We start from the raw sequence: 25,725 nt of genomic DNA on the forward strand, positions 1-25,725 counted from the left end.
GCATTAACCTCCGGTTACCGGCGGGTAAAAGGCAACCTCATCGCCGCTGGTCACCTGCTGGTCATCCTTGGCCAAGCGTTGGTTCACCGCGCACAACACGTTCTTTGCGGTCAGCTCCCGAGCCCATCGTTCGCCGCCCTGCTCAATCAGTTTGGTGCGTAACTCCGCCACCGACGCCGACTCCAACGCGATGGAGCATTGGTCACAATCCAGTGCTTCACGCAGTTTCGCGAAGAACAGCACCTTGATCATTCGCCTGTCTCCCCGGCGCGCAACCAATGGCCTGATCGACCGCCGGTTTTCTCCTCGAGCTGGACATCACAAATTCGCATTCCCTTGTCTACCGCCTTGCACATATCGTAAATCGTTAGCGCCGCCACGGAGACCGCGGTGAGCGCCTCCATTTCAACCCCGGTCTGTCCAGCCAGCTTGCAGCGTGCCTCAATGTCCACACAGCCCTGGTCGGCTTGCAGGCTAAAGTCGACCTTCACCGAGGAGAGCATCAGCGGATGGCAAAGGGGAATCAGGTCAGCGGTTTTTTTTGCCGCCTGAATACCGGCTATCCGTGCAATCGCCAACACATCGCCCTTTTTGTGACTGCCCTCAGCAATCATCTGCAAGGTTTGCGCCGTCATGAAAACGCGACCACTGGCGACCGCCTCTCTCTGGGTTAATGCCTTATCGGTCACATCCACCATTTGGGCATTGCCGCGGCCATCAAAATGCGTAAATTCCGCCATCGTTGGATCAACCAAACCGTGTGTCGGCAACAAAGGGGTTGGTCTGCCGCTCGTGACCGAAAGTGGAAGTGGGACCGTGGCCCGGTATGAAGGTGACGTCGTCACCCAAGGGCCAAAGTTTGTCCTGAATGGACTGAATTAGGGTGTCATGATCGCCCCGTGGGAAATCTGTGCGACCAATGGAGCCTTGAAACAGCACGTCGCCAACCATTGCCACTTTCATATCTTTGTTAAAGAAAATCACGTGGCCTGGCGTGTGCCCCGGGCAATGGCGAACATCAAAGGTGTGCTTACCCAGCTCGACAGTATCGCCCTCGTTTAACCACTGGTCAGGTGTGAAAGCCTCGGCCCGTGGAAAGCCGGTCATCTCACACCACTTTGGCAACTGGTCGATCCAGAAGGCATCATCCTTGTGGGGACCAATGATGGGCACCCCGTACTTCTGGCGCAGCACATCTGCCGCGGCGCAGTGATCCATGTGACCGTGGGTCAATAGAATTTTGTCTAGTTTGCCACCGAGCTGCTCAAGGCCAGCCTCAATCTGCTCAATGTCACCACCGGGATCAACCACGGCGGCCGCACCGGATTCCTCGCAGACAAAAATTGAACAGTTCTGCTGGTATGCCGTCACTGGCACAATGCCACATTTCATTGCCATAACATCGTTTGCTTTGCTGAAAATCGAGCCGCAATGATAGCACGGAGCGTTGATGCACGACCTGCCCGATCAGCGTTCGAAGCGGGTCGTGAACAAGAGAGTCTCAAACAAGAAAATGAGATAAGAAGGGAGCTACTTGTAAATCACCTGACCGCGGTACACCTGTTTGACCTGCCTGCCCGCCGTGGGCTCAGCAGCAGCGACCGCTGGTGCCGCCTTTGGCTTTGGAATCTTGCTGCCGCGATAGGTCATGGTCGATGATTCCTCGACCTCATCCTCAACCGGGGCAGCCTTGCGAGCCTTGCCGTCCACGTCGTCAATGTCATAGTCGATATCCCCCAATTCCATGATCTTCACTACCGTCTTGCGGGTGAAGGGATCGCGGGATTTCTTGCCCAACTGCCCCAGGGTGGACAGCAACTCCGGGTCCACCAAGCGGATCTTCATACCAAACTCAGCGAAAATACGTGACCGCAACTGCTGTAACAGCGATACCATCTCCGGGGAGTAGGCCATATACATTCCTTCAAAAGTCATGCGCACGGGACGTTTACCAACAAATGCCGATTTGCTTCAGAGCCAGCAAAAAGCGTTCCACTCAGCTAAAACCAGCCCTAAATTGCCCGCAACACAGATTAATCGTGCGCAATGCTACTACAAACCTATTCGCAATAGTGCCAGAGCGGCGCTATCGCCCGCGCTCCCTCCGCCAACCTCCTCAACCGAGGGCGACTAAAGCACCAATTAAAAGCAGCAAAAAGTCGTCGCACCGAAAGTGATCACACCAGATCAGACCGGGCCGCTGCCCTTATGAAATTTCCAGCAGCGAATTTTACAAACTGGGAATTGCCTTCCAATACAAAAAGCTATAGAGTAGCCGCCCTCAAATCGGGGGCCTGACAACGGCCTGAACCGATTGCAGAACAGGCCGCGCTACCCCGTCACCATCGCGGCCGACAAAGTTTCGGTGAGGTGTCTGAGTGGTCGAAAGAGCACGCCTGGAAAGTGTGTGTACGGCAACGTACCGAGGGTTCGAATCCCTCCCTCACCGCCATTAAAGAAAAAAGCCCCGGTCTCTCGACCGGGGCTTTTTTGTTTAACCGGTTCGGGACGGAAGAGAACCCTCGCCGGGTTCGATAAAACGCGTCAGCGTTTTAGACATGACGCAGTCTGTCATGCCCGAAGGGGCGAAACAGGCCATAACCTGTTTCGATCATTAAACGCGATAGCGTTTTAGACGCCGTAGCGCAGCGAAGGCGCCCCGAAGGGGTAAGCGCGACAGCGCGAATCAATCCCGACCAATGGATCACTGCCGCACCGGCAATAGCGCCTCAATCTGAGTCCTCCCCCCCCAATGGCACTTACTTTAGACAGATATCGCCCAGATTCTCATTCTCGCGAAGGTGCACTACTGTTCGGAATAATTTCTATTTCGTCATGCTCGCAAACGCGGGCATCCAGAAACCCCCGCTACGTCAGCATGTTGGATACCTACGTGCGCGGGTATGACGATATTTCGGGGTAACCCTTCCGGCCGGTCGTATATTCAGACTTTCGTAAATCACGCCTCACACCCGGCAGATGCTGTTTCCGTCCACGATGTAAAGTTGCAAGCTGCGACTCAATCTATACCGGACAGCAGTGCACCGTCGCGGGATTGACCGGCTTAAATAAGCGCCATTCAGCCCTCACCCATCAACGTCACTCAGATCCTCGCCGCCCAGTGCCCCAAGGATCGCGGGAATAAATTGCGCAAACTCCGCGCTCATAATTGAAAAGTCCACATCGAACTGCTCGGCCGCCGAGTCCGTGTGGATATCGTCGGCCTTTTCCATAATCAGATCACCAAAGCGAAGGCGCTTGATTGTGAGCTGGTCATCGAGGACAAACTCCAGCCGCTCGCCCCATTGCATGGCCAGCTTGCTGACAAACATGCCGCCCTCCACATGACTGAGAATTTCCGGCGAGGCCAGATTCTGATTCTTGCAGCGAATCACCGCGCTCTCATCAGCAGCGTCGATCAACTCGCACTCCCCGCCCAAGCTAAAGCCCTCGGGAGCGTGAGTTTTCAGCCAGTCCGTCATACTGTGGTGAACGGTGTTTTTGGCGACCACCGGAATCACCGGCAGACTGCCCAGGCATTCCCGCAACAGCACCATGAGCTCTTCCGCTCGTTTGTGGGTCGCGCTGTCAACAATCAGCCAGCCATTGGTTGGGTCGATATAGGCGTATTGCTTACGGGACTTGGCAAAAGCTTTGGGCAACATTTCAAAGACCAGCTCTTCTTTCATTTCCAGGCGCTCTTTGCGGCCGGGATTGCGGTCTTCGTCTTCGCGCAGCATTTGCACTTTTTCTTCCAGCGCTTCTTTGACCACCGCCGCGGGGAGCACCTTTTCCTGACGCTGAGCACACACCATGACGCAGCCATTGGTCACGTGCACCAGCTCGCTTCCCTGCTGCCCAAGCGGTCTCACCCAACCCAGCGAAAACAGCTCCTGGCTACCGCAGGGCGCAAACTCCCGTGCGACCAGCTTCTCCTGGATCTGCTCTGGAGTCATTTCGAATGGACGAGTGAAACGGTAAATCAGCAGGTTTTTAAACCACATGAACAATGCATTCCTGGTTGCCAAAGGGACCCTTTACGGGCCGGGCATTCTAAACCCTATCGCATCGGGATAGCAGACTTGATCTTCGGCAATCCAGGTTGTTCACTTCGTCGCGCCAGTTGGTGGATGCAAGTCCAGCCGGGAGCCTTCGTCCCCACAGACAGGGGCATCGTGATGATGACGATGCGCCGACGACTGATCCCGGCACGCCTCATCCGGAAACTCCAGTTCGATGGTGGTATGCGCAAGACTGAAATCTGCCAACGCACTAGCGATGCGCCCCTTGAACAAGGTCTGGCTGGCGGCGTCCTGGGCGCGTTTCAAACTGAGATGGGCGGTGAGCACATGATGTTCGCCGTCGAGAGACCACAGGTGGACATGATGGGCACTGTCCACCTCCGGCAATGCATCAAGGCGCTGGCGAATTTCACGATGCAGTTCGCGATCGGGAACGGCCTGCACAAACAGCCGCAGGGTTTGGTAAACGGTGCGACACACGTTGACCAAAATAAACACACTGAAAGCGATCGACAGCAGCGGGTCCAGGATGGGCCAGTCGACCACCATCAGCACCAGTGACACCACCAGCACAGCCACCCAGCCGAGCACATCCTCAATCAAATGCCAGTTGAGCACCCTTTCATTTAGGCTCTTGCCTTCACTCAGGCGGTAAGCAGCATATCCATTGACCGCTACCCCCAACACCGCCAAGGCTAACATCCCCTCTGCCACAGGCATGACCGGGTCAAACAAACGCGGGATCGCCGTGGACAGCACCCATACCGAGCCACCAATCAAGATCAAACCATTTATAAGGGCGCCCAAAAGGGATAATCGACGGTAGCCGTAGGTGAAGCTGTCACTGGCGCTGCGCCGACCCAGCCGTTGCAGCACCCACGCCAAGCCGATGGCCAAACTGTCACCGAGGTCGTGGACGGCATCGGCCATAATGGCGGTGCTGTTGGTTAACGCGCCGCCAATAAACTCAATGATGGTGAAGCCGAGGTTGAGCGCAAATGCCCAGGCGATTCGTTGCTCGCCGTCAGCACCGTAATCGTGATGGTGATGGTGGGAATGACCATGTCCCATTAGCAATATCCATAACAAACTTGCAGATTGGCAGAGTACATCGGAGCATACGCCGAGGCTTCAGGCAGAACAAACAATCGAGCGCGCATCGCCGATTGAAAAACCCTCCTCCCGCGAGAACCGCAATGAATGACTCTGGCCCCTGGGATAACATCCCCGATGTGCGCGACGGACTGACCCGCAAGGAGCGCACCATCCTTTACTGCCTGCAGCAAACCCAGCAAGAACTTGGCGGTCGCAACGTGCCCACCATTATGCTGTATGGGCGGGTGCTGGAGCTGGTGGATATCAGCCAAGACGAGTTTCAGCAAATCCTGTCTCGGTTTACCGGGCTCACTCGCACCACCACCGACTCTTCGCGCTTGCTCGGCCCCGGCGACGACTGAGCTGGAGCCTATCCTTAGCGTCTTTCGTTGCGGTCGGTTATTGCCGCATGGACCGCTAGCCGCCCAGATCCCCCATGACCAACGTCCGCGCCATTTGCTGACAAGTTTCCTCCCCCAAATACTGGGCGCAGAGTGCTTCTGTGGCAGCCGTCGGCGCCACATCACATTGCCAGGACGGGATACTCAGACTTTTGCCCTGGGCTGCGCAGGCCTGCTGTCCTTGTGCAACCACGCGCTGGTGACTGGTTTGCCACCATTGATCCAATACCGTTGTCAGACTGCGCTGCAAACCGTTTAGCGCGTCCTCGCTGCGCCCCGCCGTGTCGGCCCAGGCCGTGACCCTCGCCCGGCTGTCTTGCTGCCAGCGTTGTAGGTCAACACGCAAACCAGCTACCTGCTCGCCCTCTGCCGGCAAGGTCGCGTTATCGATCAACTGATTTGCGCTGGCCAGGGTCTCCCGCTTGGACGCGCGAGGCTTGCCAACCAGGTCTGCCACGGCGGCTTGGCGTTGCCGGTACTGAGCCGACAGGGCGGGCATCAACGTTGGGGGCGGCAAGGTTAGGGTCGCCTCAGGCCAGTGGTAACGGCGGTAACGTGCCTGATCACCATCAACGCTGATGCCAATGCCAACCGGCTGGCCCTGATGGTAATCGCGCAGGGATTGCAGCCCTCCTCGATAAAACTCCAACACCTGACCCTGCGGGATCAGGGTGCCGTCATAGAGCATTTGCCCATCAACCTGCATATCGATCAGCCGCTCCCCGCGGCGAACCTGAATCCGCTTAACCGCACCACTGTTATCAATATCCTCAGCATGAATCGCGACCTGGGCTCCCCGAAACTCCGGGCTCACCGCCAGAAATACGGTGTTAGCACAGTCGTAGGCAAAGGCCTGCATGATCTTGATCGGCACCGTTAACGTCGGTGTGTCAGCGCAGTCACCGAGCAGGTCAATGGCGCTAAAGCTTCCCGGTTCGTAGTAGAAATAGCGGAGATAATCACTGAAAAACTGGTGCTCGGTCAGATACGCCTTGCCACCGATATTTTCTGCCGTAATGCGAATCTCACCCTGAGGCGCCCCCTGGTAGAAGGCACCCGCAACAAGAAATGGCCCGCGCAATGGCCGCTGTATGTCGATCAGCCCCAGCTGCCTCTCGGCCAGGGGCAAATCCCGGCGGTGCTGGCGATAGGTAACAGCGCCGTTCAACCCAAGCTGGCCAGGTGCGAGATAGGGGTTGGCGTCGGCATACATCCCCTGCCAGCGACTGTCGCTGCCCTCGGCCAGGGTGCGACCGCGGCTGTCGAGCAGGATGAACTCACCGAGAAAGTCGATCGTCAGCCTCTCATGGTGAACGTCAAAGTTACCGATCAAATGCAGGGTCAACAATTCGCCACCGGTACCGAGCAGGACCTGCTCCATCCTGCCCGCTGCGGGAAATCCGGCAGCATCAAAGTGCCCTTCGAAGGAGGTCAATTCGGCCGAGGCGTCGGCTGGAGAGAACGTGGCTTTCCCTTCCACAAAGGCATCGTCGTCCATCTGCCCCGCAAAATGCACCCGCTCGCCGGACGCCAGGGTAAACTCCCGCTCCCCGGTTTGACTGGCGCAGGCGGTCAGGCCTGACAAGACTGCCGCGACAATCCATCTTTGTAGAAATCCCATTGACCACTCCCTTGCAGCAAAAACCATCTATCCCTTCCTAACCGTAACACCCAATTGCGCCAAATTGCGCATTGCATGCTAATGCATCAGCGAACAGGAGCCCTTGACCGAGGTCCCAACTTTGCGCAAGCATGGCGGCGTTTTTGCGCGCTCGGAAAGCTTGTAAAGGTCCTACACTCAAAGGCTGAAGCTCGGCGACTTAGGGATAACGACATTATGACAACCAGCTTGGCTGCCGTGTTGGTAGCCGGAATTTTCTGCCAATGGCTTGCCTGGCGCTTTCGCCTGCCCGCCATCGTCTTACTTGCTGCCGGCGGCCTGCTACTCGGGCCAATCAGCGGCTGGCTCCAACCACAACAGGAGTTTGGTGAAGGCCTCAGAGCCGTAACCTCCCTGTTCGTTGCCATTATTTTGTTTGAGGGCGGCCTCAACCTGCAATTTCACGAGCTGCGCGAAACCGCCAAAGTCACCCGGCGGCTGACCTCCATCGGCGTGGTACTGGCGTGGGGAATCGGTACCCTGGCGGCGCACTATATCGGTGGCCTCCAGTGGGGTATTGCGGCGCTGCTCGGCGCCATCCTGGTGGTCACTGGCCCCACGGTGATTATGCCGCTCCTGAAACACGCCAAACTGAATCGGCGCACGGCCTCCTACCTGAAATGGGAGGGCATCATCAATGACCCTATCGGGGTCTTGCTCGCGGTGCTGGTATACCAGTATTTGCTGTACTCCGGTGAGGGTCCGGCCTTCGGTCATATTCTTGCCAGCCTCGGTCTTGCCGCAGGCGTCTCACTGGTATTAGGGGGTGGTGTTGCCTGGACCCTGGGCGCGCTGTTCCGTCGAGGCTGGATTCCCGAATACCTGAAAGCCCCCTCCATCATCGCCTCAGTGTTGGCGGTATACGCCATTTCAGACCTGGTGCAGCATGAGTCCGGCCTGCTGGCGACCACGCTGATGGGGATTGTGATGGGCAACATGCGCCTGCGCTCGCTGGACGAAATGCGCCGCTTTAAGGAGTACATCACCCTGGTGCTGGTGTCCTTCCTGTTTGTGGTGCTCACCGCTTCGCTGACCCTGGAGGACCTTCGCACCATTCACCTGCCGCTGGTGGTCATGGTCGCGGCCTTCCTGCTGGTGGTTCGGCCCTTGGCGGTGTTCCTGGCTACCATCGGCACCGGCTGTGACTGGCGAGACCGCCTGTTAGTCGGCTGGATAGCACCGCGCGGGGTGGTGGCGGCCGCCTCTGCGGGGGCCTTTGCGCCCGCGTTGATAGACGCCGGCTTTGAGGACGCTCGCTATCTCGTGCCGGCCGTGTTCATGATCATTTTCACCACCGTTATCGCCCACGGTTTTTCCCTCGGCCCCTTAACCAAATTCCTCAAGCTGCGCTCACCGGGAAAAGGAAAGGTGCTCATCGTTGGCGCCTCGCCCTGGAGCGTTGAGCTGGCCCTGGTGATGAAAAAAATGAAGCAGGACGTGATCATTGCTGACAGCGAATGGGGCCGCCTGCAAAACGCCCGCCAGCAAGGCGTGGACACCTGGTTTGGCGAAGTGTTGTCTGACATGGCCGATGAGGCGCTGGCGTTGGACAATGTCTATACCGTGCTGGCGGCTACCGGGAACAACCATTACAACTCAATGGTGTGCAACCATTACGCTCCCCACCTCGGTCGCCACCGGGTCTTTCAGCCCTACGACAGCGGCGACGAGCGCCAAGCGCGCACCGTGGCGGAAACCCGTCGCGGCGTGACCGCCTTTAGCGAACGGGTTTCCTATGCCGAGCTATGGACACGCCTGATCCGGGGCTGGCACTTTCGCAAAACCACCATCACCGATACTTTCACCGAAAAGCAATTTCTGCAGAATCTTGCCGAGGGCAGCATCCGCATGGCCGTTAAAAGAGACGACGGCAAGCTGCAATGGCTAACTCAGGATGAAAGGAAGTTTCAGGAAGGCGACACCATCATCAGTTTTGTGCCGCCAGAAGTCACGAAAGGCTCGGAGCCGGAGCAAGAACCTACCCCCAGGCAGGAAGCAATAAACCGACAAAACGGCGAGGCCGCGCCCAATAAACCGCTGCCCTAATTCGACTGGGGGTCGAGGATTTGCTGGCGAATGGCCGCTGCCGTTTCCGCCAAGGCGGCGGCGCTGGCGCGCTGGCGACCATGCAAGCCCCGCCGCACCCCCGGGTAGGCGGGAATGAGGTGGTTGTGGTAGTGGAACACGGTCTGCCCGGCCAACGCGCCGTTAAGCTGATGAACGCCCATGCCCTTTGCGCCACAGGCAGCCATAATATGCCGGGCGAGAAACTGACTGTGGCAAGCGATGGCCGCCAACTCTTCCGCGGACAGACTGAACAGGTCGGTGTGATGGTTTACCGGCACCACCAAGGCATGCCCGGGTGCCGACGGCATAATATCCAGAAAGCTTACGCTGTGGGCATCCCGGTAGAGAATTTCCGCCGGGCCAGTGCCGGCGATAATGTCGCAAAAGACACAGGCCGATTGCACCACCACTACACCTCCCCCACGCTATACTTCCATCAGCGGCGCGCTGCGATCAATTTGCCCGCGAAACCGCGGCGCGCCCGGGTACAAATTCTGATACCGGTAAACGCCGTCCTCGTGGAGGGTTCGCTGCAGCCGCCCCTCAATCATCAGGTAGTTTAGATGGGCGATCGCTTCACCCAGCGCGAGGCTGATTTGCGATGCTGCCAGACGGCGACTGAACAACACTCCTAATAAATCCATCGCCCGTTTGGGTTCAACGCAGGCCTCCTCAATGGCCGCCAAATGCCCTTCGTGGTGCGCCAGCAAATCCTCCAGCCGGGTCTTCACTCCATAGAACGGGGCATTGTGCGCGGGCAGCACCAAGGTGTCCTCGGCAATGCTGCGCTTGAATTTCCGCAGTGACGCCAGCCAGTCCTCCAGGGGATTGCCCTCTGGTTCCGTTGGCATCACGCTCACATTGGAGGTAATGCGGGGAATGATCTGATCCCCGGCAAGCAAAAGCTTGTCACTGGCACTGTAAAGACAGACATGCTCCGGCGAATGACCGCTACCGGTGATGACCTGCCAGCAACGGTCGCCAATGGTCAGATGATCGCCCTCTCGAAGCCGGCGATAACTGGTCGGCACCGGCTCGATGATATGACTAAAACCCCGGAATTTTTTGCCGGCGGCGGTCAAATGCTCCTGGGGCACGCCAGCGCGCAGGTAAAACTCCTCGGTGGTCCAGGACAGACTACCGCCTTTCACCTCGGCAAAGGCCCGGGCGGCGAGGTATTCGCCAAAACTCATATACAGCGGCACGCGCCAGTGTTCGCACAGCCAACCCGCCTGGCCGATATGATCCGGATGCATATGAGTGCAAATGACCCCCACCACCGGCTTGCCCTGCATCGGGCCGGCAAACAGCTGCTCCCAGCATTCCCGCGTATCACCCACCTTCATGCCGGTATCGACAATCCACCAGCCTGAGGGCGAGTCCAAGACATAAAGATTGATGTGATCCAGGGCCATTGGCAGCGCCATCTGCAACCAGTAAACCCCTGGCGCAACCGCTATCCAATCTCCTTTTATTGGTTTTTCATCAAATGGATAGCGGATTTTATTCATGCTAGACCTCAACCCAAAGTCGCCAATGTGTACCCAGAAAACATTCCATATTAGGCGGATTGGGCTGAGACTGCCACCGGCTTACGCCGACGGCGCAAGCCTTAGCGGCAGCGCTCGCAAACGTTGTCCAGTCGCCGCAAAGACCGCGTTGGCGACGGCCGGCGCGATTGGTGGCACGCCGGGCTCACCCACCCCCGTGGGTGCGTCGTGACTATCGACAATTACCACATCAATTTCTGGCGATTCAAACAGACGCAACAGTTCGTAGTCGTGAAAGTTGCTTTGTTGCACCGCACCGTCTCGCAGGGTGATCTGCCCTTTTAATGCCGCCGTCAGCCCGAAAATAATGCCACTCTCCATTTGCATGCGCACAATATCCGGGTTGACCGCGAGCCCGCAGTCCACCACACAAACCACCTTGTGGACGCGAATCTGGCCGTGCTCCACCGACAGATCCACCACCTGGGCCACAATGGAATTGAACGACTCATGTAAGGCCACACCCTGGAACTGCCCCGCCTTGGGATTGCCCCACCCGGCCTTTTCCGCCGCCAGCTTTAACACGGTTTGGTGGCGGCCCTGGGTGGGTAGCAGGCGCTGACGAAAGGCCACCGGGTCCTGCTTGAATTCATGAGCCAGTTCATCGACAAAACTTTCGATAAAGAAGGCATTGTGAGAATGCCCGACCGAGCGCCAGAATCCGACCGGCACCGGCGAAACCTCCTCGATAAAGTCGGTTTTGGTATAGCCAAATTGGTAACCGTATTTCACCAGCCCTTCGGTGACGGTGGGGTCAAATCCGGAGATCAGACCACCCACCAGGCTGTGCAGACGATCCGGGGTCCACGCCGGTAGCAGACTGTTAGTAACGGTCGGCACAAAGTGCTTGAGCAGGCTCGGACAAACCACTTCGGCATGCACACCCGTTAATCGGCCATCGTCTATTTTGGCCGTCAGCCGCGCGGCCGCCCCCGGCCGATAAAAATCGTGGCGGATGTCATCTTCTCGACTCCACACCACCCTGACCGGCGATGCCAAATGCACGGCCAATTTTGCTGCCTCGACCAGGTAATCTGCGTTGAGGCGCCGACCGAAACCACCGCCAAGCATGCTGTTGTGGATCACCACCTGTTCCCGCGGGAAACCCACTGCATCGGCAACTGCACTTCTGGCAATCTCCAGGGCTTGATTGCCAGACCAGATTTCCAGGGTTTGGTCATTCACCACTGCCAATGCGTTCATCGGCTCCATGGTGCCGTGGGCGAGCAAGGGCACCTGATATTCTGCGCTAAACACCGCACCGGTAAACTGGTTTTCCTCACCAACCTCCTCGGCGGTGCGGCGTTCATCGCTGTCCAGTTGCTGACGTCGACGGTCACTGATTTCTGCATTCGACAACCCCGCCAGCGGGCCCTTGTCCCACTCCGCCTCAACCAGATTCGCCGCCTGCCGGGCCTGCCAGTAGGAGGTCGCGACCACCGCAATGGCACCATCCATTTCAAAGATCGCGTGCACACCCGACTTCTCCCGCGCCTTGGCGGCGTCGAAAGAGGTCAGGGAGCCTCCAAAGTGGGGACAACGCAGCAACACTGCCGTAAGCGCGTTGGGGTACTGAGCATCCAGTCCAAACTGGGCTTTACCGGTCACTTTGTCCCGGTTGTCCAACCGCTGGTCGAATTGGCCAATGTAACGAAAATCCCGGCTAGCCTTCAGCGGCGGCTGTTCGGGAAGGGGAAGTTTGCGAGCGACCGGCAGCAGCTCCGCAAAACTCACCATTTGGTCCTCATAAATGCCGTGACCATTGCGCAGAAATACCCGCTCTTTCGGCACCCCAAGCTGGTAGGAGGTCGCGTGGCGCAGCAACTCCCCCATCACCGCCGCGGCTTCCCGGAGCGGCTGATATGCGCCTTTTAAAGACGTGCTTCCGCCGGTCACCATTGCCCGCATTTCCGGGTCGCGGTAGGCCGGATGAAACTGCGCCTGCACGATTTTGAGTTCAGCAGGGTTGATACCCAGTTCTTCTGCTGCGAGGGTCGCCATACCGGTGTAAACCCCCTGCCCCATTTCAGACTTGTGCAATTGCAGCACAATTTCGCCCGCGCTATTCAACTGCAAAAACGCGTTGGGACTCAGCTCATCGGCACTGCCCGGATTCGGAGGTTGTTCGCAGCTACTCAAATGAAAACCCACCGCGAACCCACCGCCCACTAAGGCAGTGGATTTCAGAAACTGACGCCGCTTCATTTTCATTTTTGCACCTCTTCACTTGCCAGCGGTGCCGCCTCAACCGCCAGCAGCGCGGCGGCATGGTAAATGGCTTTGCGAATTCGCGGATACGTGCCACAGCGGCACAAATTACCCGACATGGCCGCATCGATTTCGCCGTCATTGGGCTGAGGGTTGCTGGCCAACAGGGCCGCCGCCGACATGATCTGGCCCGACTGGCAGTACCCGCATTGCGGCGTGTTCATTTCCAGCCAGGCTTGCTGAACCGGATGAAGTTCATCGTCACTCGGCGCCAAGCCCTCAATAGTCGTAATTTTGCGACCATTGGCGAGCTGGGCGGGATAACTGCAACTGCGTACCGGATTGCCGTCAAGATGCACGGTGCAGGCGCCGCACAGACCCAGACCACACCCGAATTTGGTGCCGGTCATCATCAGCTGTTCACGCAGCACCCAAAGCAAGGGCGTCCCGTCCTCAACGCTGATTTGGTGGGTTTTGCCATTAATAAGCACTTCAATATCGCTCATCGCACTCCCCTAATTTGTGCACCAGCTTCCGATCACGAAAGGTCGGTGGTGTTCTGGTTTTGAATTGTTGTTATCGCAATGGCCGCCCAACACGGCGGTGCGTCAGGCAGTAATGAGAGCGGGATTATCGCGCAAATTGCCCGGCAATGCGCGCTGGTGAAGTGAGAAGATTAAACGGGGCTGGCGGCCAAACGCAGCGGCCGCCACCGCCCTTCGTCTTTAGAAGTAGAAAAACAGGTCTGCGCCAACCACACCCGTACCAAAATCCAGTGCACTGTCATCATCAACAAAGTAGTAGTTATAGCCGAGCTGCACCTGGATGTGTTTGTCCAGCGCCAACCGCACTCCAGCACCGACAAAGGGATCCACCCCATCAACCAGAAACCGCCCCCGGCGGGCACTGTCCTGCACCTGGCCCTCTACTTCCCAGCTGTATATCCCTCCGCGAAGAAACAGGCCGACGGGCTCAGAGTCGGGTGTATGGACATTGAGCCCCAGAAAAACCCCGTCGGTACTTGCGTCGATATCCACCCGCCCCGGCGCATAACCATTGAGCGCCGCTGCTGAGCCGTCCGATTGGGCGCTTACCGCAAACTCCCCCAAATCAACATAACCAAACTCCATCGACAGCACCGGTCCTATTCGATAACCCACACCAACATCCCAGGCCACAGACTGATTGTCTTGATCAATACTGCGCAACGAGCCATCGCCAAAACTGAAACGCACATCTTCGCGAGACAGGTTGTAATCCGACGAGCTGACACCGCCGAAGAAATACATGGTGGGTGACGCATTGTAAGCACGCCCATAGTGATTTGCCTGGGCCGGAACCGATGCGGCCAAGGCTGCCAAAGACGCCATCAACACTGTTTTTTTCATGGGAATTCCTCCAGTTTTTGGAGGAGTATTGGCCTCGAACACTGAATTCTAGCTGAATAGCTGTGCAGCGTTTTTTAAGCCGAGCATGGGTAAACGTCCGCGTGCTAAATGCATCGGTAGCTAAAATGATCAACCACTGTCAGCATCTAGATTAGATGGTGGAGAATTCCAGCTCTGCCGTAAATTAGTGCCAGTTTGGCAAAATCGGCCTGAAACGCGGATGACAATGGAGCACTAATGAAAATCATCACGTGGAACTGTAACGGCGCTTTCAGAAAGAAATACCATGCCCTCGCGCCACTCGCCGCCGACCTTCTTATCATCCAAGAATGCGAAGACCCGTCACGATCAACGGCTGGGTACAAAGAGTGGGCTGGCGACTACCTTTGGCTGGGAGAATCGAAAAACAAAGGGCTTGGGGTTTTTCCGCGAAACGGTAACACAGTGCAAAAATTAGACTGGCATGGTGAATTTACAATCCCCGGCTTGAGAAGCGCCAGCCGAAGTATCACTTGGCAAACTAATGAGCTACGCCTATTTCTGCCGTTTACCGTTAATCACACCATCACCGCCCTGGCGGTATGGACGAAAGGCAAGGAAGATCAAGCCTTCGGTTACATGGGGCAGCTTTGGAAATACCTTCAAATCCATCACAGCAATCTGAGCAAGGAACGCACTATTCTTATTGGCGATTTCAACAGCAACACCCGATGGGACAAACCAGACCGCTGGTGGAGCCACTCGGACACGGTGGCAGAACTGGAAAGGCTGGGGCTCCGCAGCCTTTATCACCACTGCAGCAATGAAAATGCCGGGAAGGAATCACAACCAACGCTGTTCTTACACCGCAAGCAAGAAAATCCCTACCATATCGACTATGCCTTTCTTTCTGCAGACTTACTTGGCGCTGCCGATATCGAGGTGGGCCGATACGAAGACTGGATAAGCTTAAGCGATCATATGCCCTTGGTAGTTAGCTTCGTTAGCTGAAAACACAAGGCATCATTGCGTTTGCGCAACAGCAATACTCCGGATGATCACAAACGGCTACTGCGCGGCCACCAGATTAGGGCCACGTGTCGACAAGCATGGGAAGAACTTTGGGAATAAGTTGATTTTATTGGTGCCCGGGGCCGGACTTGAACCGGCACGACCTAAACGGTCGGGAGATTTTAAGTCTCCTGTGTCTACCGATTTCACCACCCGGGCAGGGAGGGTTGGCGAAGTTTTTCTTCGCCGAGCTAGGCATGCCAATTCGGCGTAAGAGCAAAGCTGCGGTAGGCCGCTGAAAAGCGACCCGCAGTCTACTGAGGCGAGCGTTATAAATCAACGCTCTCAGGCCGCGCTCCGCCATTTTCTGCCCACGAGGGATGCAATCAATAACAGCCCCAACATCAGCGCGGCCAGAGGATATTTGACGCTGTACACCAGCGGGGTCAGTGTCCACCGGGTCAGCGCGCGGAGACTGTCGCTCGCGGCAATCTGATTAGCCACTGCCGGGGAGTAACGATAGTAATACTTCACAAAGGCCGTGCCCCACTGGCTCTGTAAGAGCACGCGATCTCGAAACTCCCGCAATACCCTGACGTCGTCAGCCATGTAGCTACCGTAGGCGGCCGTGGCAATAAAGCAACCACCGCCGCCTCCGCCACCACTGCGGCTGCCACCGCTGGATGAACCACCAGCGGCACTGCCCGAGCCATTGTCTGTATCGCCATTGCCGCTATCGCCGCCGGCGTCATCAGCCAGTAGCGCTGCGAGGCGAACCGCCGCGGCATCGGCATCCACCAGCCCGGCCCCGGTCACATCGTCGTCCCCAGCACCGGCACGGCGACCATCAACGTCGATTGCGCTATCGGTCAAGGCCTGAATCAGTTGGGATACGCTAGCGCCGGGATAGGCCTCAAGTAACAAAGCGGAAACTGCCGCGGCATTTGGCGCGGCCGCAGAGGTACCAAAAAAGTTGGGAAAGCCATCCGGCTCGCCGTCTTCATTGGGCAATAAGTTTGAATCAACACCTAAAAAAGTCGTGTTGTTGCCGTCAATCGATGCCAGCGTCGGTGCCTGCCGGGGGCTACCAGCATAGTTGCCTTGACGATCAAACTGGAAGGTCACTGTGCCGCCACGGGAGGAGAAACCCTCCGGATCGATATTCACCGTTGTGTAGGAACCGGGAACAAAAGCGGGTGCTTCCCACCAAGGCACCGCCCCCACCGAAACGGTACTGTTTGACCAGGCATGCCCCCAGATACTGGGGCCGTTGAAATCGTATTCCGCCGCGGCAATGCCGCCATCGCCGGTAAAAAACAGGCGGAACTCTACTGGCACCGAACTATTTTGCGGAATGCTCTGCTGGTTCCCGTCAAAATGTTCCACCGCGATAAAGAAGGTCTGAGCCTGACTCCCGGTTTCCAGCAGTACCACCTCGTTGGCGTCGCCCCTCGGGCGGCCCGAAGTGCCTTGAAGGTTGTTTCCACGCGCATAAAAATCTGCTGAGGCGGGATTTAATGCGGCGAGTTGTGGCGCGGTGACCACATACAAATCCATGTCGATTTGGGCGCCGTTATTACTGTTCACCGAGGCATTGGGCTGGTTCCAGTTCAGCACAACATACAGACTCGAGTTGGGCTCCAACGTAATCCCCAAGAAGCGATCCAACGTCCCCTGGTCAGGAGACCAATTGTGTAAGTCGTTGCCCGTTGGGAATGCAGACTGGGTTCCCGCCTCGTCGGTGCCCGGCACAGCGTCGTTATAGAGATAACGGTAACCCGCGTCTGCATCGTTGCCAGCGGCGGCAAAATACGGGATGCCCTTGCCGACACAGTTTTGAATGGCAATCGCCGGAAGGTCATCCTGATAGACCGACTCGGTCAGGAATAGAATATCGTCAACCACAACCGTCGCGTTGCCATCACAAAGCGCCGCTATACCATCGGCCATGGCCTTTCGGTTTTGCCCCGCGTTGTGAAATGCGATCGCCGCGCCCGGCGCCAGATCGTGTACCAGCTCTGCCATTGCCGCCCCTTCATCGGTGCCGGCAACATCATCGCTCAATAGCACCACCTGGCTGGGCAGGTCGCCGCTATCCTGGGGCTTGCTACCCTGTAGAACACCAGAGGCACCTTTGGCAGGACTGGTATTGCTGTCGCGAACCGACCCGGTATGGGCAAAACTGTCGGATACAATGCCGACAATTTGTCCCGCCCCGTCAACACCGAGACGACTGGACAAGGTATCGCCAGCCAATGCCTTGGGCGCCCTGCTTGTCGCCGCGCCGCGCCGGGTAATCGGCGGCGGCGCGTAATTTACGCTGATCACCGCTGGCCATTGGGCCAACGTAGTCATTTGCCCGGGGGCGGTAACGGCAACCACTGCCCAACGGCCATCATTGCTCAGATACTCAGCGTGTAAGCCTTGTTCTTGCAGGTAGTTCTCGAAGCCTTGGGAGTCAGACAGCAGAATTTCCACCGGTAAGCCGGTGCGGGAGGAAGCACGGGCACGGAGCTGATGAAACAAGGGGTCAGCCGTCGGTACAGCTCTGGGGGACGCATCGCTACTGACCTGAGGCTCTGGCAGCAGGCGCCGCAACTGGGCGCTGATCTTCGACTCAACGGGGTGGTTAGCAGCGAAGCGTTGTTTAGCGTTGTCTGCGTTACTTATCGCTGGAAAGGCACTGGCGATCAACGCCACCACAAAAAAACGAAGAGATTTGCTATTGGTCCATTGCTGCCGCATTAAATTATTCCACCGCCGTGATACTCGTTAGAAGGTCGGTTGGCGGGGCAAGCGTTACCAGGCTGACATCGCCGATCCGTGTCAGTCCCTGAAGCTGGTCGGCATCACTTATCCACACGTTCAACCGCTCGTAATGTTGTTTCACCAGTTGAATACTATAGCCTCTATCTTTCAGCTGGCTACGCACGTTGCCCAGCGCGCCGGCGATATAGCGAATTTCAACCAGCAGGCGTCCATGATCGTCCCGGGCCAAACCAAGCCGGCTAACCTCCGCCTCCCACTCGCTATCGGGGTTGGCGCCAGCAAGCCCGGCCAGCTCACCCTGTAACAGCAGATGACGCGATCCGGCACTCGCCGCCTTTTGACCGCCACCGCAAGCACAGAGGAACAGCAGCACGGCGGCCAGAGCCGCAGGCAGTAGTGCCATTGGCGAAAAATAAATTGTCTGCATGGTCGCGCTCCGAAGAGTCTCAAATATGCAGCAGACTAGACCGCTTACGCTGAGTTTACTGTAAGGGATTTCCCTGTAGAGGCTTTTTGCGCATTAGTTGGGCGAGCCCGAGCAATTTGCTGACATAAGTCAAAATCGGCCAGGCTCAATCAATTTCAAGGCCGTAATAATCGCGGCTCAAAAGCAGTTTCTTTATTCCGTCAGCAGTGTCAGCGGATTCAAACAACCACTGTTCACAGTCCTGCTCATCAATGAGAATGGGTTGCCGATGGTGCCCGCTGGCAGCAATTTGAGGCCAGGCTGCTGTTGTCAAAATGATGAGCGACTGGACGGGACGGTAGTCGTCGCCTTCCCGCACTTCCGCACCTCCGTAGATGCCAGCCATCCAGAAAGGTTGATCTGTTGAAAAACGATAAAATTTGCGCCGTTTACCCGCCCGGGTAAGACCCCTTGCCCGAGCCTCGGCCGCAGTCAGGGGCCCCGTTTTTTCCGCCACCCATTCGTACCAACCGTCGGCCGGCACTAAACAACGACGCTGGCGAATCGCCTGTTTGAAAGTGGGCTTGTCGAAAACCGTTTCTGCCCGAGCATTGATCAAGGGCCGGGGGTGACGCCGCGTCACCCTGCCCCACAGGACTTCCCGCTGGGAGATCTCACTCATTTCTCCAGTGACAATGGGCACCATCTCACCGGGGCGCACCTGATTTCGGGAGGGCAACCATTCCCCCTCGTCACCGAGTACCAGCCCGTCTAGGCGATCCCAGCGCCGCCGATTATTTCTGATTGCATAGCCTCCGCACATCAATGCAGTTTGCCGCTGGCCGCGAAGCAGAACAAGTGGACGGAGGCAAGGGCGCGGTGCACCGAGAAAGGCGCGGCAATTGCTGAAATGTACTAACTTGTCGACCTTCGAAAGCGCGGTCTTACTGACGAAGCCTTGGCGGCAGACAAGGCCACTGATAAAGGCGCGCACTCAACAGAGGCAATGCGGAACTATTACGTGCTGATCAAGCCACCGAAAAGGCACGGAAATACCCTGAAGAGGATCGGTAAATAATGAAAGGATTCGTGCGGAATTACTGCGGTTAGTGGCTCCTTACTTGGAAACCGCCGTAGAAATGGAGGCGCGGGTCGGAATCGAACCGGCGTACACGGAGTTGCAGTCCGCTGCATGACCACTCTGCCACCGCGCCTTTGATCGTTTTTTTCTACACCGAGTGGTGTACGCCGGTTCGAATCACCGGCCCTATTTTTTCGCTGCGGGCGCTGGCGTTGCAGTCTGCTGAATCACCGCTGTGCCTCTACGCCTTTGATCGTTTAGTTTTACACCCTATTCTGAGGTGAAAAACTGGAGCGGGATATCGGGTTCGAACCGACGACCTGTACCTTGGCAAGGTACCGCTCTACCAACTGAGCTAATCCCGCAAAAACAACCTTTCGAACTATGGCCGAGGGGCCGCATTCGAAGAAGGCGCCTATTCTAGTCAGTCGCCGCTGACTGTCAAGGAAAGTCGCTGATTTAACGCCAATTTTTTAGTCCTTGGCGGTACTTCGCAGGTCCGGCCAGGCGGCGCGCAGATAGATACACATGGACCACAGGGTCAGGGCCGCCGCGCTGTATAAGAAGACCAGGTTAGCGAAATACAAAAAGCCTTGATGGGCCGGCGAGATCAACAACAGTCCGATGATGGCAATAATCTGCACGGTCGTTTTGATCTTGCCAAGGTAAGACACCGCCACGCTAGTGCGCTTGCCCAGCTCCGCCATCCATTCACGCAGGGCGGAAATGACGATTTCCCGGCCAATGATGATGGTCGCCGGCAAGGTAAACCACCAGGCATCATAGCGTTCGATCAATAGGGCCAGAGCAACGGCCACCATCAGTTTGTCAGCCACCGGGTCCAGAAAGGCCCCAAGCGGCGTGGCCTGGCCAAGGCGCCGAGCCAGGTAGCCATCCAGCCAATCGGTGATGCCAGCAAGACCAAAAATGGCAGCGGTAACGACATAGCTCAGAGAGAACGGCAGATAGAAAACGACAACGAAAACCGGAATCAGAATAATGCGAAACAACGTTAGAGCATTGGGGATATTCATAGCATTCTCATCGGTTTACGTCCGCCGTATTTTACGTGGATTGGGAGGCAGAACGTTACTACTAATTTCCACTCAACCAGGCCCATCAAGCGCCACGCAATCCGTCGTAAATATCCTGGGCGATCTTCTCACTGATCCCCGGCACCCGCTGCAAATCGATCACACTGGCATCTCGCACGGCCTGCAGACCACCGAAGTAGCGCAATAACTCCCGCCGCCGCTTGGCGCCAATACCGGGAATGGCCTCCAGGCTGGACTGACGACGCGCCTTGTCCCGGCGCTGCTTGTGACCGGTAACCGCAAAGCGGTGGGATTCATCACGAATATGTTGAATCAGGTGAAGGGCCGGGCTGTTATCCGGCAGGGAAATTTCGCGCCCGCTATCACTGCGAATCAGCACCTCCAGGCCAGCGCGTCGATCACTGCCCTTGGCGACACCAACCATCAGCAAATTGTCGATGCCAAGCTCAGCCATCACCGCCTTTGCCTGGCTCAGCTGGCCTTTACCGCCATCGATAAAAAGCAGATCAGGCAGCACCAGCTCGCCATTTTTTACCCGCTTATACCGTCGGGTCAGGGCCTGGCGCATCGCCGCGTAGTCGTCACCGCCCTCAATGCCGTCAATGTTCATGCGCCGGTAATCCGACTTCAACGGCCCCTCGCCATCAAATACCACACAGGACGCCACGGTGGCCTCGCCACTACTATGGCTGATATCAAAGCACTCCATCCGCGTGGGCGGACTGTCCAGGCCCAAGACCTCAGTCAGCGCCTGGTAGCGCCGCTGAATGCCGCTAGAAGAGGCTAACCGGTTACGCAGATTTTGTTCCGCGGCAGTGACTGCCAGGGCCTGCCACTTGGCCCGGCCACCGCGCACTTTGTGGGTAATAGTGACTTGTCTACCCGCCTCGTCACTCAGGCTGTCGGCCAACAGAGCCACATCGCTGGGCGCGATGTTGCAGATAATTTCGCGCGGCACTTCCATGGTGGCAACCTGGGTCAGGTAGTGCTGCGCCAGAAATGCCTCGATGTGCTCTGGCAGGCCTTCGCCGAGGTGGCTCTTGGGGAAATAACTGCGACTCCCCAGCACCCGGCCGCCGCGCACATACAATAATTGCAGGCAGACTACCCCGGCCTCCTCCACCGCGGCGACGATGTCGAGATCCCCCCGCTCACCCTCAATATGCTGGCTTGCCTGGACTTCCTGCAACTGGCTGATTCGGTCGCGCAGCTCGGCGGCCTCTTCAAACTCCAGATTCGCCGCCCGCTGCTCCATTTCATCAGCAAGTTCCTTGCGCAGCTCGTCGCTCTTGCCACTGAGAAACAGCTCGGTTTGGTGCACATCATTGGCGTAGTCTTCATCGCTGACCTTGCCAACACAGGGGCCAGTGCATCGACCGATCTGATACTGCAGGCAAGGGCGACTTCTGGCACGGTAGTAAGCGTCTTCACACTGACGGACCTTGAACACCTTTTGCAGCCAACTGAGGCTCTCGCGCACCGCACCAGCACTGGGGTAAGGCCCAAAATAGCGCCCTTTTTTGCGTTTGCTGCCCCGGTGGAGGCTCAGTCTGGGGTGGCGATGGTCGCTGAGAAATATATAGGGGTAGGACTTATCGTCCCGGAGCAGAATGTTGTACGGCGGTTTGTACTGCTTGATCAGATTCTGTTCGAGCAGCAGCGCTTCCCGCTCGGTGGCGGTCACCGTCACTTCGATCTGGTCAATGCGGTTGACCAAGGCCATGGTTTTGGTGGTCAACCCGCTGGCACGAAAATAGCTGCCAAGGCGGTTGCGCAGGTTTTTGGCCTTACCCACGTAAAGCACTTTGCCCGCCTGATCCAGCATGATGTACACCCCGGGTTTGCGGGTGACTTCCTTTAAAAATCGCTGGTGATCAAACCCCTTGGGGGACGCATTCTCGCTCATCGACAACCGGCTGTGTCCTACAGGCTGGTGGCGTCTATGAGGCCGTGCCGGATTGCCATGTGCGTTAACTCCACATCGCCACTGATGCCCAGTTTCTCAAACATACGGTAGCGATAGCTGTTCACGGTTTTGGCAGAAATATGCAGATGGTCGGCAATGTCCTGAACCTTGTGGCAGTTGGCTATCATCAGGCAAATCTGCATTTCCCGGTCCGACAAACTGTCAAAGGGGGTCGCCCCTTCCACTTCAAAGGGCCGCAGCGCCATGGCCTGGGCCACCACCGGGCTCAGGTACCGGCGCCCCTTGGCGACTTGCCGGATCGCCGTCAGAATTTCGTCCTCGGACGCTTCCTTGCTGACATATCCCGCCGCCCCGGCCTTGATCAGCCGGCTCGGCATGGGCTCCTGATCATAGGCACTCACCGCCACAATCCGGCTGTTTGGCGCCACTTGGCAAAGCTTGCGCGTTGCCTCAAGCCCACCGATACCCGGCATGCGCACATCCATCAGTACCACCGCCGGCTGCAATTCCCGGCACTGGCTGATGGCGTCCTCGCCACTACACGCCTGTCCGACAACCGAAATATCCGGCGCGTCGTCCAGCATCCGAACGATGCCGGTGCGAACCATAGCGTGGTCATCTGCTACCAGAACGGTGATCATGGAATTGCCTCGAGTACAACGCGGAGACGATAGCATCGAGGGCAGCGTATCGCCAAGGGGCAACACACTCGCCTGCCCTGCCCCACGCCCACTGCAGCCTCAAAATTGTTCAATTTAAAACTATTAATATCAATATCTTAAGGTAGTTTATTGAATGGTAATCTCATGTTTTTGAGCCCACCGTTTTTAGTACAAGCGTGGCTCAATCTCGAGACTGACGCCAAAGGTTTCCGCTACTGAATGCTGTATGGCTTCAGCCAGCGCCAATACCTCCGCGCCCTTTGCCCGGCCGTAGTTCACCAACACAATTGCCTGACGCGGATGAATTCCGACCTCTCCCTGACGTCGTCCTTTCCAGCCACACTGCTCTACCAACCAGGCCGCCGCCAGCTTCACGCGCCCGTCGGCCATCGGCCACGTTACCAACTGGGGAAACTGCTGCTTCAGCACCGAGGCCCGACCGGCGCTGACAATCGGATTTTTGAAAAAACTGCCGGCATTGGGTTCGGTGCGATAATCCGGTAGTCGGGACGCCCGCACCGCCGCTACCGCCTCCGCCACCGATTCCGGTGTCACCGATTCGCTATCGCTCAAGACCTCATTCAGGGCCGCATAACTGACGTTAGGCTGTGCCTCGGTGCTGAGGCGCAGCTCGATTTCGGTAATGATAAAACGATCCTGCATTGCCGCTTTGAACACGCTGGTACGGTAGCCGAGCTGGCATTGCTCGGCACTCAGCCGGCGCCATTGCTGGGTGTTGAGATCCCAGCCGGAGACGGCAACCAGGACATCCGCCAGCTCCACGCCATATGCGCCGATATTCTGAATGGGTGCGGCGCCTGCCGACCCCGGAATCGATATCAGGTTTTCGATGCCATACCAGCCTTGCGCTAAACAATGACGAACCAATGCGTCCCAATTTTCACCTGCTGCCACCTTGAGCAAGCGCTGCGTCCCGTTTTCCTCAACCTCAATGCCCCGCAGTGCAATGTGTAGCACCACCCCGGGAAAATCGCCTCGCAGCACAATGTTACTGCCGCCCCCCAGCACCAGCCGCGGCAAGGTCGCCAGCGCGGGATTGGCCAAAATGCGCTCTATATCAGCCGCAGACACGACCTCGGCAAAATACGCCGCCCTGGCCGGAATACTCAGGGTGTTGAATTCCTGCAGTGAAACGTCTTCGAGCAGGGTCATCGCATTACTCCAGGGCGCCCCGCTGCAACTCACCCAGCAGACCGCGGGCACCGTCTTCGACCAAATCCAGCACGGTTTCGAACCCCTCCGGGCCGCCATAGTACGGGTCTGGCACTTCCTGCAAGGGTGAGTCGGCGTAATCGAGGAAGAGCTTGACTGTCGCCCGGCAATGGCCGGGTTTCATCGTCAGCAGATCGCTGAGGTTGCTGCGGTCCATCGCCAGAATCAAATCAAAGTCGTGAAAGTCGTCCACGCTAACCTGACGGGCACGCAACGGCGTTAAATCAATGTTGCGCGCCTGGGCCGCCGCGGTCATGCGCCGGTCAGGGGGGTGCCCGATATGCCAGTCACCCGTACCGGCTGAGTCAATGGTGATTTGCTGAGTTAATCCAGCGCGATCCACCATGTTCTGAAAGACGCCGTGGGCAGTGGGCGACCGACAAATATTGCCAAGACAAACAAACAGCACTGCCTGACTCATTGCCCTGCCCCCGCTAGCAACCCTCGCACCCGTTCCAGGTCAGCGGGTGTGTCGACCCCCGCCGGCATCGCCATCGCGGCCGGTTCAATATGAATACTCACGCCGTTTTCCATCGCTCGCAGTTGTTCGAGCTTTTCGGCTTGCTCCAGCTGCCCCATCGGCCAACGAACAAACTGATGTAGAAATCCCACCCGATAACCGTAAATGCCAATATGGCGAAGAAAAGGCACGCCCGCTGGCAGGGAGTGCTCGCCGCCAGCCCACTCATCCCGGCACCAGGGTATAGGGGCGCGACTGAAGTACAAGGCATAGCCCGCCTGACTCACCACCACTTTGACCGCGTTTGGGTTAAAAATAGTGGCCTCGTCATCAATCGGCTCGCCAAGGGTGGCAATACCCGCACCGGGGTGAGCTGCCAGGTTGGCAGCGACCTGATTGATCAGCGCCGGCGGAATCAGTGGCTCGTCGCCCTGCACATTAACGACGATCTCGCTATCGTCCAACCCCAGCTTGCTGACCACCTCCTGTAGTCGGTCGGTGCCAGACTCGTGATCCTCCCGAGTCATGCACACTTCGCCGCCAAAACTGGCGCACGCATCGGCCACCCCTGCATGATCGGTGGCAATCACCACGCGGGCCGCGTCACTGGCGCGCGCCCGCTCCCACACATGCTGGATCATGGGCTTGCCGCCAATATCTTGCAGTGGCTTGCCGGGCAGCCGAGTTGAGGCGTAGCGGGCCGGAATAATCACAGTAAACGACATAACAAACTAACTCGCTGTTAAAACAG

24 protein-coding genes and 4 tRNA genes are annotated in these 25,725 nt (G+C 57.4%); 4 read left to right on the forward strand and 24 right to left on the reverse strand.

Features of this window, described 5'->3' with window-relative positions; translation table 11 throughout:
* Positions 1-3: 3 nt before the first annotated feature.
* The 4 genes from NCG89_RS01560 to NCG89_RS01575 all read right to left on the reverse strand — a co-directional run bounded on the left by NCG89_RS01560 (position 4) and on the right by NCG89_RS01575 (position 1,914).
* Complete coding sequence (locus NCG89_RS01560) at positions 4-252, reverse strand: MoaD/ThiS family protein (RefSeq protein ID WP_251088020.1); 249 nt, start codon at positions 250-252, stop codon at positions 4-6.
* A complete protein-coding gene (moaC, locus tag NCG89_RS01565; RefSeq protein WP_251088021.1) occupies positions 249-740 on the reverse strand; it encodes a cyclic pyranopterin monophosphate synthase MoaC in 492 nt (163 codons plus the stop codon). The genes NCG89_RS01560 and moaC overlap by 4 nt, the downstream gene beginning before the upstream one ends.
* Positions 741-747: 7 nt before the next feature.
* Positions 748-1,398, reverse strand: a complete 651-nt coding sequence (locus tag NCG89_RS01570) for an MBL fold metallo-hydrolase (RefSeq protein WP_285236385.1) — start codon at positions 1,396-1,398, stop codon at positions 748-750.
* A gap of 132 nt (positions 1,399-1,530) precedes the next feature.
* Positions 1,531-1,914 carry a hypothetical protein gene (locus NCG89_RS01575; RefSeq protein ID WP_251088022.1) on the reverse strand — a complete coding sequence of 128 codons (384 nt, stop codon included), beginning with the start codon at positions 1,912-1,914 and terminating at the stop codon, positions 1,531-1,533.
* A 450-nt stretch (positions 1,915-2,364) separates the two neighbouring features.
* Here NCG89_RS01575 and NCG89_RS01580 point away from each other — a divergent pair.
* Positions 2,365-2,452: transfer RNA gene (locus NCG89_RS01580), tRNA-Ser, on the forward strand.
* A gap of 634 nt (positions 2,453-3,086) precedes the next feature.
* Here NCG89_RS01580 and rdgC read toward each other — a convergent pair.
* Together rdgC and NCG89_RS01590 are read right to left on the reverse strand one after the other, a co-directional pair.
* A complete protein-coding gene (rdgC, locus tag NCG89_RS01585; protein WP_251088023.1) occupies positions 3,087-4,004 on the reverse strand; it encodes a recombination-associated protein RdgC in 918 nt (305 codons plus the stop codon).
* Between the two features lie 102 nt (positions 4,005-4,106).
* A complete protein-coding gene (locus tag NCG89_RS01590; RefSeq protein WP_251088024.1) occupies positions 4,107-5,093 on the reverse strand; it encodes a cation diffusion facilitator family transporter in 987 nt (328 codons plus the stop codon).
* Positions 5,094-5,218: 125 nt separating this feature from the next.
* Between NCG89_RS01590 and NCG89_RS01595 the strand changes: the two genes are divergently transcribed.
* Entirely contained in the window at positions 5,219-5,479 is a 261-nt protein-coding gene (locus NCG89_RS01595; RefSeq protein ID WP_251088025.1) for a hypothetical protein, read from the forward strand.
* A 55-nt stretch (positions 5,480-5,534) separates the two neighbouring features.
* Here NCG89_RS01595 and NCG89_RS01600 read toward each other — a convergent pair whose 3' ends face one another.
* A complete protein-coding gene (locus NCG89_RS01600) occupies positions 5,535-7,139 on the reverse strand; it encodes a hypothetical protein (protein WP_251088026.1) in 1,605 nt (534 codons plus the stop codon).
* A gap of 216 nt (positions 7,140-7,355) precedes the next feature.
* Between NCG89_RS01600 and NCG89_RS01605 the strand changes: the two genes are divergently transcribed.
* Positions 7,356-9,224, forward strand: coding sequence for a cation:proton antiporter (locus NCG89_RS01605; protein WP_251088027.1), 1,869 nt, complete (start codon positions 7,356-7,358; stop codon positions 9,222-9,224).
* Here the strand turns inward: NCG89_RS01605 and NCG89_RS01610 are convergent.
* The 5 genes from NCG89_RS01610 to NCG89_RS01630 all read right to left on the reverse strand — a co-directional run bounded on the left by NCG89_RS01610 (position 9,221) and on the right by NCG89_RS01630 (position 14,391).
* Positions 9,221-9,655, reverse strand: a complete 435-nt coding sequence (locus NCG89_RS01610) for an HIT family protein (RefSeq protein WP_251088028.1) — start codon at positions 9,653-9,655, stop codon at positions 9,221-9,223. The two genes, NCG89_RS01605 and NCG89_RS01610, sit on opposite strands and share 4 nt — an antisense overlap.
* Before the next feature lie 15 nt (positions 9,656-9,670).
* Positions 9,671-10,756 carry an MBL fold metallo-hydrolase gene (locus NCG89_RS01615; RefSeq protein ID WP_251088029.1) on the reverse strand — a complete coding sequence of 362 codons (1,086 nt, stop codon included), beginning with the start codon at positions 10,754-10,756 and terminating at the stop codon, positions 9,671-9,673.
* A gap of 81 nt (positions 10,757-10,837) precedes the next feature.
* Complete coding sequence (locus NCG89_RS01620; RefSeq protein ID WP_251088030.1) at positions 10,838-13,006, reverse strand: xanthine dehydrogenase family protein molybdopterin-binding subunit; 2,169 nt, start codon at positions 13,004-13,006, stop codon at positions 10,838-10,840.
* Positions 13,003-13,509 (reverse strand): (2Fe-2S)-binding protein, encoded by a 507-nt coding sequence (locus tag NCG89_RS01625; protein ID WP_251088031.1) that lies wholly within the window; start codon positions 13,507-13,509, stop codon positions 13,003-13,005. Before NCG89_RS01625 ends, NCG89_RS01620 begins: the two co-directional genes overlap by 4 nt.
* A gap of 219 nt (positions 13,510-13,728) precedes the next feature.
* Positions 13,729-14,391, reverse strand: a complete 663-nt coding sequence (locus NCG89_RS01630) for an outer membrane beta-barrel protein (RefSeq protein WP_251088032.1) — start codon at positions 14,389-14,391, stop codon at positions 13,729-13,731.
* A gap of 237 nt (positions 14,392-14,628) precedes the next feature.
* On the opposite strand from NCG89_RS01630, the gene NCG89_RS01635 reads away from it, so the two are divergent.
* Complete coding sequence (locus NCG89_RS01635) at positions 14,629-15,381, forward strand: endonuclease/exonuclease/phosphatase family protein (RefSeq protein ID WP_251088033.1); 753 nt, start codon at positions 14,629-14,631, stop codon at positions 15,379-15,381.
* 131 nt (positions 15,382-15,512) lie between these two features.
* On the opposite strand, the gene NCG89_RS01640 is transcribed toward NCG89_RS01635, so the two are convergent.
* The 12 genes from NCG89_RS01640 to kdsB all read right to left on the reverse strand — a co-directional run bounded on the left by NCG89_RS01640 (position 15,513) and on the right by kdsB (position 25,699).
* A tRNA-Leu gene (locus NCG89_RS01640) sits at positions 15,513-15,600 on the reverse strand.
* A gap of 126 nt (positions 15,601-15,726) precedes the next feature.
* The gene (locus NCG89_RS01645) at positions 15,727-18,126 is read right to left on the reverse strand and encodes a CFI-box-CTERM domain-containing protein (RefSeq protein ID WP_251088034.1); all 2,400 of its coding nucleotides are present in this window, start codon (positions 18,124-18,126) and stop codon (positions 15,727-15,729) included.
* Positions 18,127-18,130: 4 nt separating this feature from the next.
* Positions 18,131-18,577 carry a hypothetical protein gene (locus NCG89_RS01650; RefSeq protein ID WP_251088035.1) on the reverse strand — a complete coding sequence of 149 codons (447 nt, stop codon included), beginning with the start codon at positions 18,575-18,577 and terminating at the stop codon, positions 18,131-18,133.
* Positions 18,578-18,722: 145 nt separating this feature from the next.
* Positions 18,723-19,550: an SOS response-associated peptidase gene (locus NCG89_RS01655; RefSeq protein WP_251088036.1), complete on the reverse strand. Its 828-nt coding sequence runs from the start codon at positions 19,548-19,550 to the stop codon at positions 18,723-18,725.
* 146 nt (positions 19,551-19,696) lie between these two features.
* Positions 19,697-19,770, reverse strand: a tRNA-Cys gene (locus NCG89_RS01660).
* A gap of 156 nt (positions 19,771-19,926) precedes the next feature.
* Positions 19,927-20,002: transfer RNA gene (locus tag NCG89_RS01665), tRNA-Gly, on the reverse strand.
* 108 nt (positions 20,003-20,110) lie between these two features.
* Complete coding sequence (gene pgsA / locus NCG89_RS01670; protein ID WP_251088037.1) at positions 20,111-20,671, reverse strand: CDP-diacylglycerol--glycerol-3-phosphate 3-phosphatidyltransferase; 561 nt, start codon at positions 20,669-20,671, stop codon at positions 20,111-20,113.
* Between the two features lie 85 nt (positions 20,672-20,756).
* The gene (gene uvrC, locus NCG89_RS01675; RefSeq protein WP_251088038.1) at positions 20,757-22,598 is read right to left on the reverse strand and encodes an excinuclease ABC subunit UvrC; all 1,842 of its coding nucleotides are present in this window, start codon (positions 22,596-22,598) and stop codon (positions 20,757-20,759) included.
* Positions 22,599-22,615: 17 nt separating this feature from the next.
* On the reverse strand, positions 22,616-23,260 hold the full coding sequence (uvrY, locus tag NCG89_RS01680; RefSeq protein WP_251088039.1) for a UvrY/SirA/GacA family response regulator transcription factor: 645 nt from the start codon (positions 23,258-23,260) through the stop codon (positions 22,616-22,618).
* A gap of 186 nt (positions 23,261-23,446) precedes the next feature.
* A complete protein-coding gene (gene murB / locus NCG89_RS01685) occupies positions 23,447-24,454 on the reverse strand; it encodes a UDP-N-acetylmuramate dehydrogenase (protein WP_251088040.1) in 1,008 nt (335 codons plus the stop codon).
* A gap of 4 nt (positions 24,455-24,458) precedes the next feature.
* On the reverse strand, positions 24,459-24,935 hold the full coding sequence (locus NCG89_RS01690; protein WP_251088041.1) for a low molecular weight protein-tyrosine-phosphatase: 477 nt from the start codon (positions 24,933-24,935) through the stop codon (positions 24,459-24,461).
* Complete coding sequence (gene kdsB / locus NCG89_RS01695) at positions 24,932-25,699, reverse strand: 3-deoxy-manno-octulosonate cytidylyltransferase (RefSeq protein WP_251088042.1); 768 nt, start codon at positions 25,697-25,699, stop codon at positions 24,932-24,934. The genes NCG89_RS01690 and kdsB overlap by 4 nt, the downstream gene beginning before the upstream one ends.
* Between the last annotated feature and the right edge of the window lie 26 nt (positions 25,700-25,725).

This window comes from Spongiibacter taiwanensis, assembly GCF_023702635.1.
GTDB classification, from domain to species: Bacteria; Pseudomonadota; Gammaproteobacteria; order Pseudomonadales; family Spongiibacteraceae; genus Spongiibacter; species Spongiibacter taiwanensis.

Bases quoted from the DNA above. Each gene is read 5' to 3' on its own strand.
- NCG89_RS01560 (WP_251088020.1), bottom strand. From the start codon at position 252: ATGATCAAGGTGCTGTTCTTCGCGAAACTGCGTGAAGCACTGGATTGT.
- moaC (WP_251088021.1), bottom strand. From the start codon at position 740: ATGGCGGAATTTACGCATTTTGATGGCCGCGGCAATGCCCAAATGGTG.
- NCG89_RS01570 (WP_285236385.1), bottom strand. From the start codon at position 1,398: ATGGCAATGAAATGTGGCATTGTGCCAGTGACGGCATACCAGCAGAAC.
- NCG89_RS01575 (WP_251088022.1), bottom strand. From the start codon at position 1,914: ATGGCCTACTCCCCGGAGATGGTATCGCTGTTACAGCAGTTGCGGTCA.
- rdgC (WP_251088023.1), bottom strand. From the start codon at position 4,004: ATGTGGTTTAAAAACCTGCTGATTTACCGTTTCACTCGTCCATTCGAA.
- NCG89_RS01590 (WP_251088024.1), bottom strand. From the start codon at position 5,093: ATGGGACATGGTCATTCCCACCATCACCATCACGATTACGGTGCTGAC.
- NCG89_RS01595 (WP_251088025.1), top strand. From the start codon at position 5,219: ATGAATGACTCTGGCCCCTGGGATAACATCCCCGATGTGCGCGACGGA.
- NCG89_RS01600 (WP_251088026.1), bottom strand. From the start codon at position 7,139: ATGGGATTTCTACAAAGATGGATTGTCGCGGCAGTCTTGTCAGGCCTG.
- NCG89_RS01605 (WP_251088027.1), top strand. From the start codon at position 7,356: ATGACAACCAGCTTGGCTGCCGTGTTGGTAGCCGGAATTTTCTGCCAA.
- NCG89_RS01615 (WP_251088029.1), bottom strand. From the start codon at position 10,756: ATGAATAAAATCCGCTATCCATTTGATGAAAAACCAATAAAAGGAGAT.
- NCG89_RS01620 (WP_251088030.1), bottom strand. From the start codon at position 13,006: ATGAAAATGAAGCGGCGTCAGTTTCTGAAATCCACTGCCTTAGTGGGC.
- NCG89_RS01625 (WP_251088031.1), bottom strand. From the start codon at position 13,509: ATGAGCGATATTGAAGTGCTTATTAATGGCAAAACCCACCAAATCAGC.
- NCG89_RS01630 (WP_251088032.1), bottom strand. From the start codon at position 14,391: ATGAAAAAAACAGTGTTGATGGCGTCTTTGGCAGCCTTGGCCGCATCG.
- NCG89_RS01635 (WP_251088033.1), top strand. From the start codon at position 14,629: ATGAAAATCATCACGTGGAACTGTAACGGCGCTTTCAGAAAGAAATAC.
- NCG89_RS01645 (WP_251088034.1), bottom strand. From the start codon at position 18,126: ATGCGGCAGCAATGGACCAATAGCAAATCTCTTCGTTTTTTTGTGGTG.
- NCG89_RS01650 (WP_251088035.1), bottom strand. From the start codon at position 18,577: ATGCAGACAATTTATTTTTCGCCAATGGCACTACTGCCTGCGGCTCTG.
- pgsA (WP_251088037.1), bottom strand. From the start codon at position 20,671: ATGAATATCCCCAATGCTCTAACGTTGTTTCGCATTATTCTGATTCCG.
- uvrC (WP_251088038.1), bottom strand. From the start codon at position 22,598: ATGAGCGAGAATGCGTCCCCCAAGGGGTTTGATCACCAGCGATTTTTA.
- uvrY (WP_251088039.1), bottom strand. From the start codon at position 23,260: ATGATCACCGTTCTGGTAGCAGATGACCACGCTATGGTTCGCACCGGC.
- murB (WP_251088040.1), bottom strand. From the start codon at position 24,454: ATGACCCTGCTCGAAGACGTTTCACTGCAGGAATTCAACACCCTGAGT.
- NCG89_RS01690 (WP_251088041.1), bottom strand. From the start codon at position 24,935: ATGAGTCAGGCAGTGCTGTTTGTTTGTCTTGGCAATATTTGTCGGTCG.
- kdsB (WP_251088042.1), bottom strand. From the start codon at position 25,699: ATGTCGTTTACTGTGATTATTCCGGCCCGCTACGCCTCAACTCGGCTG.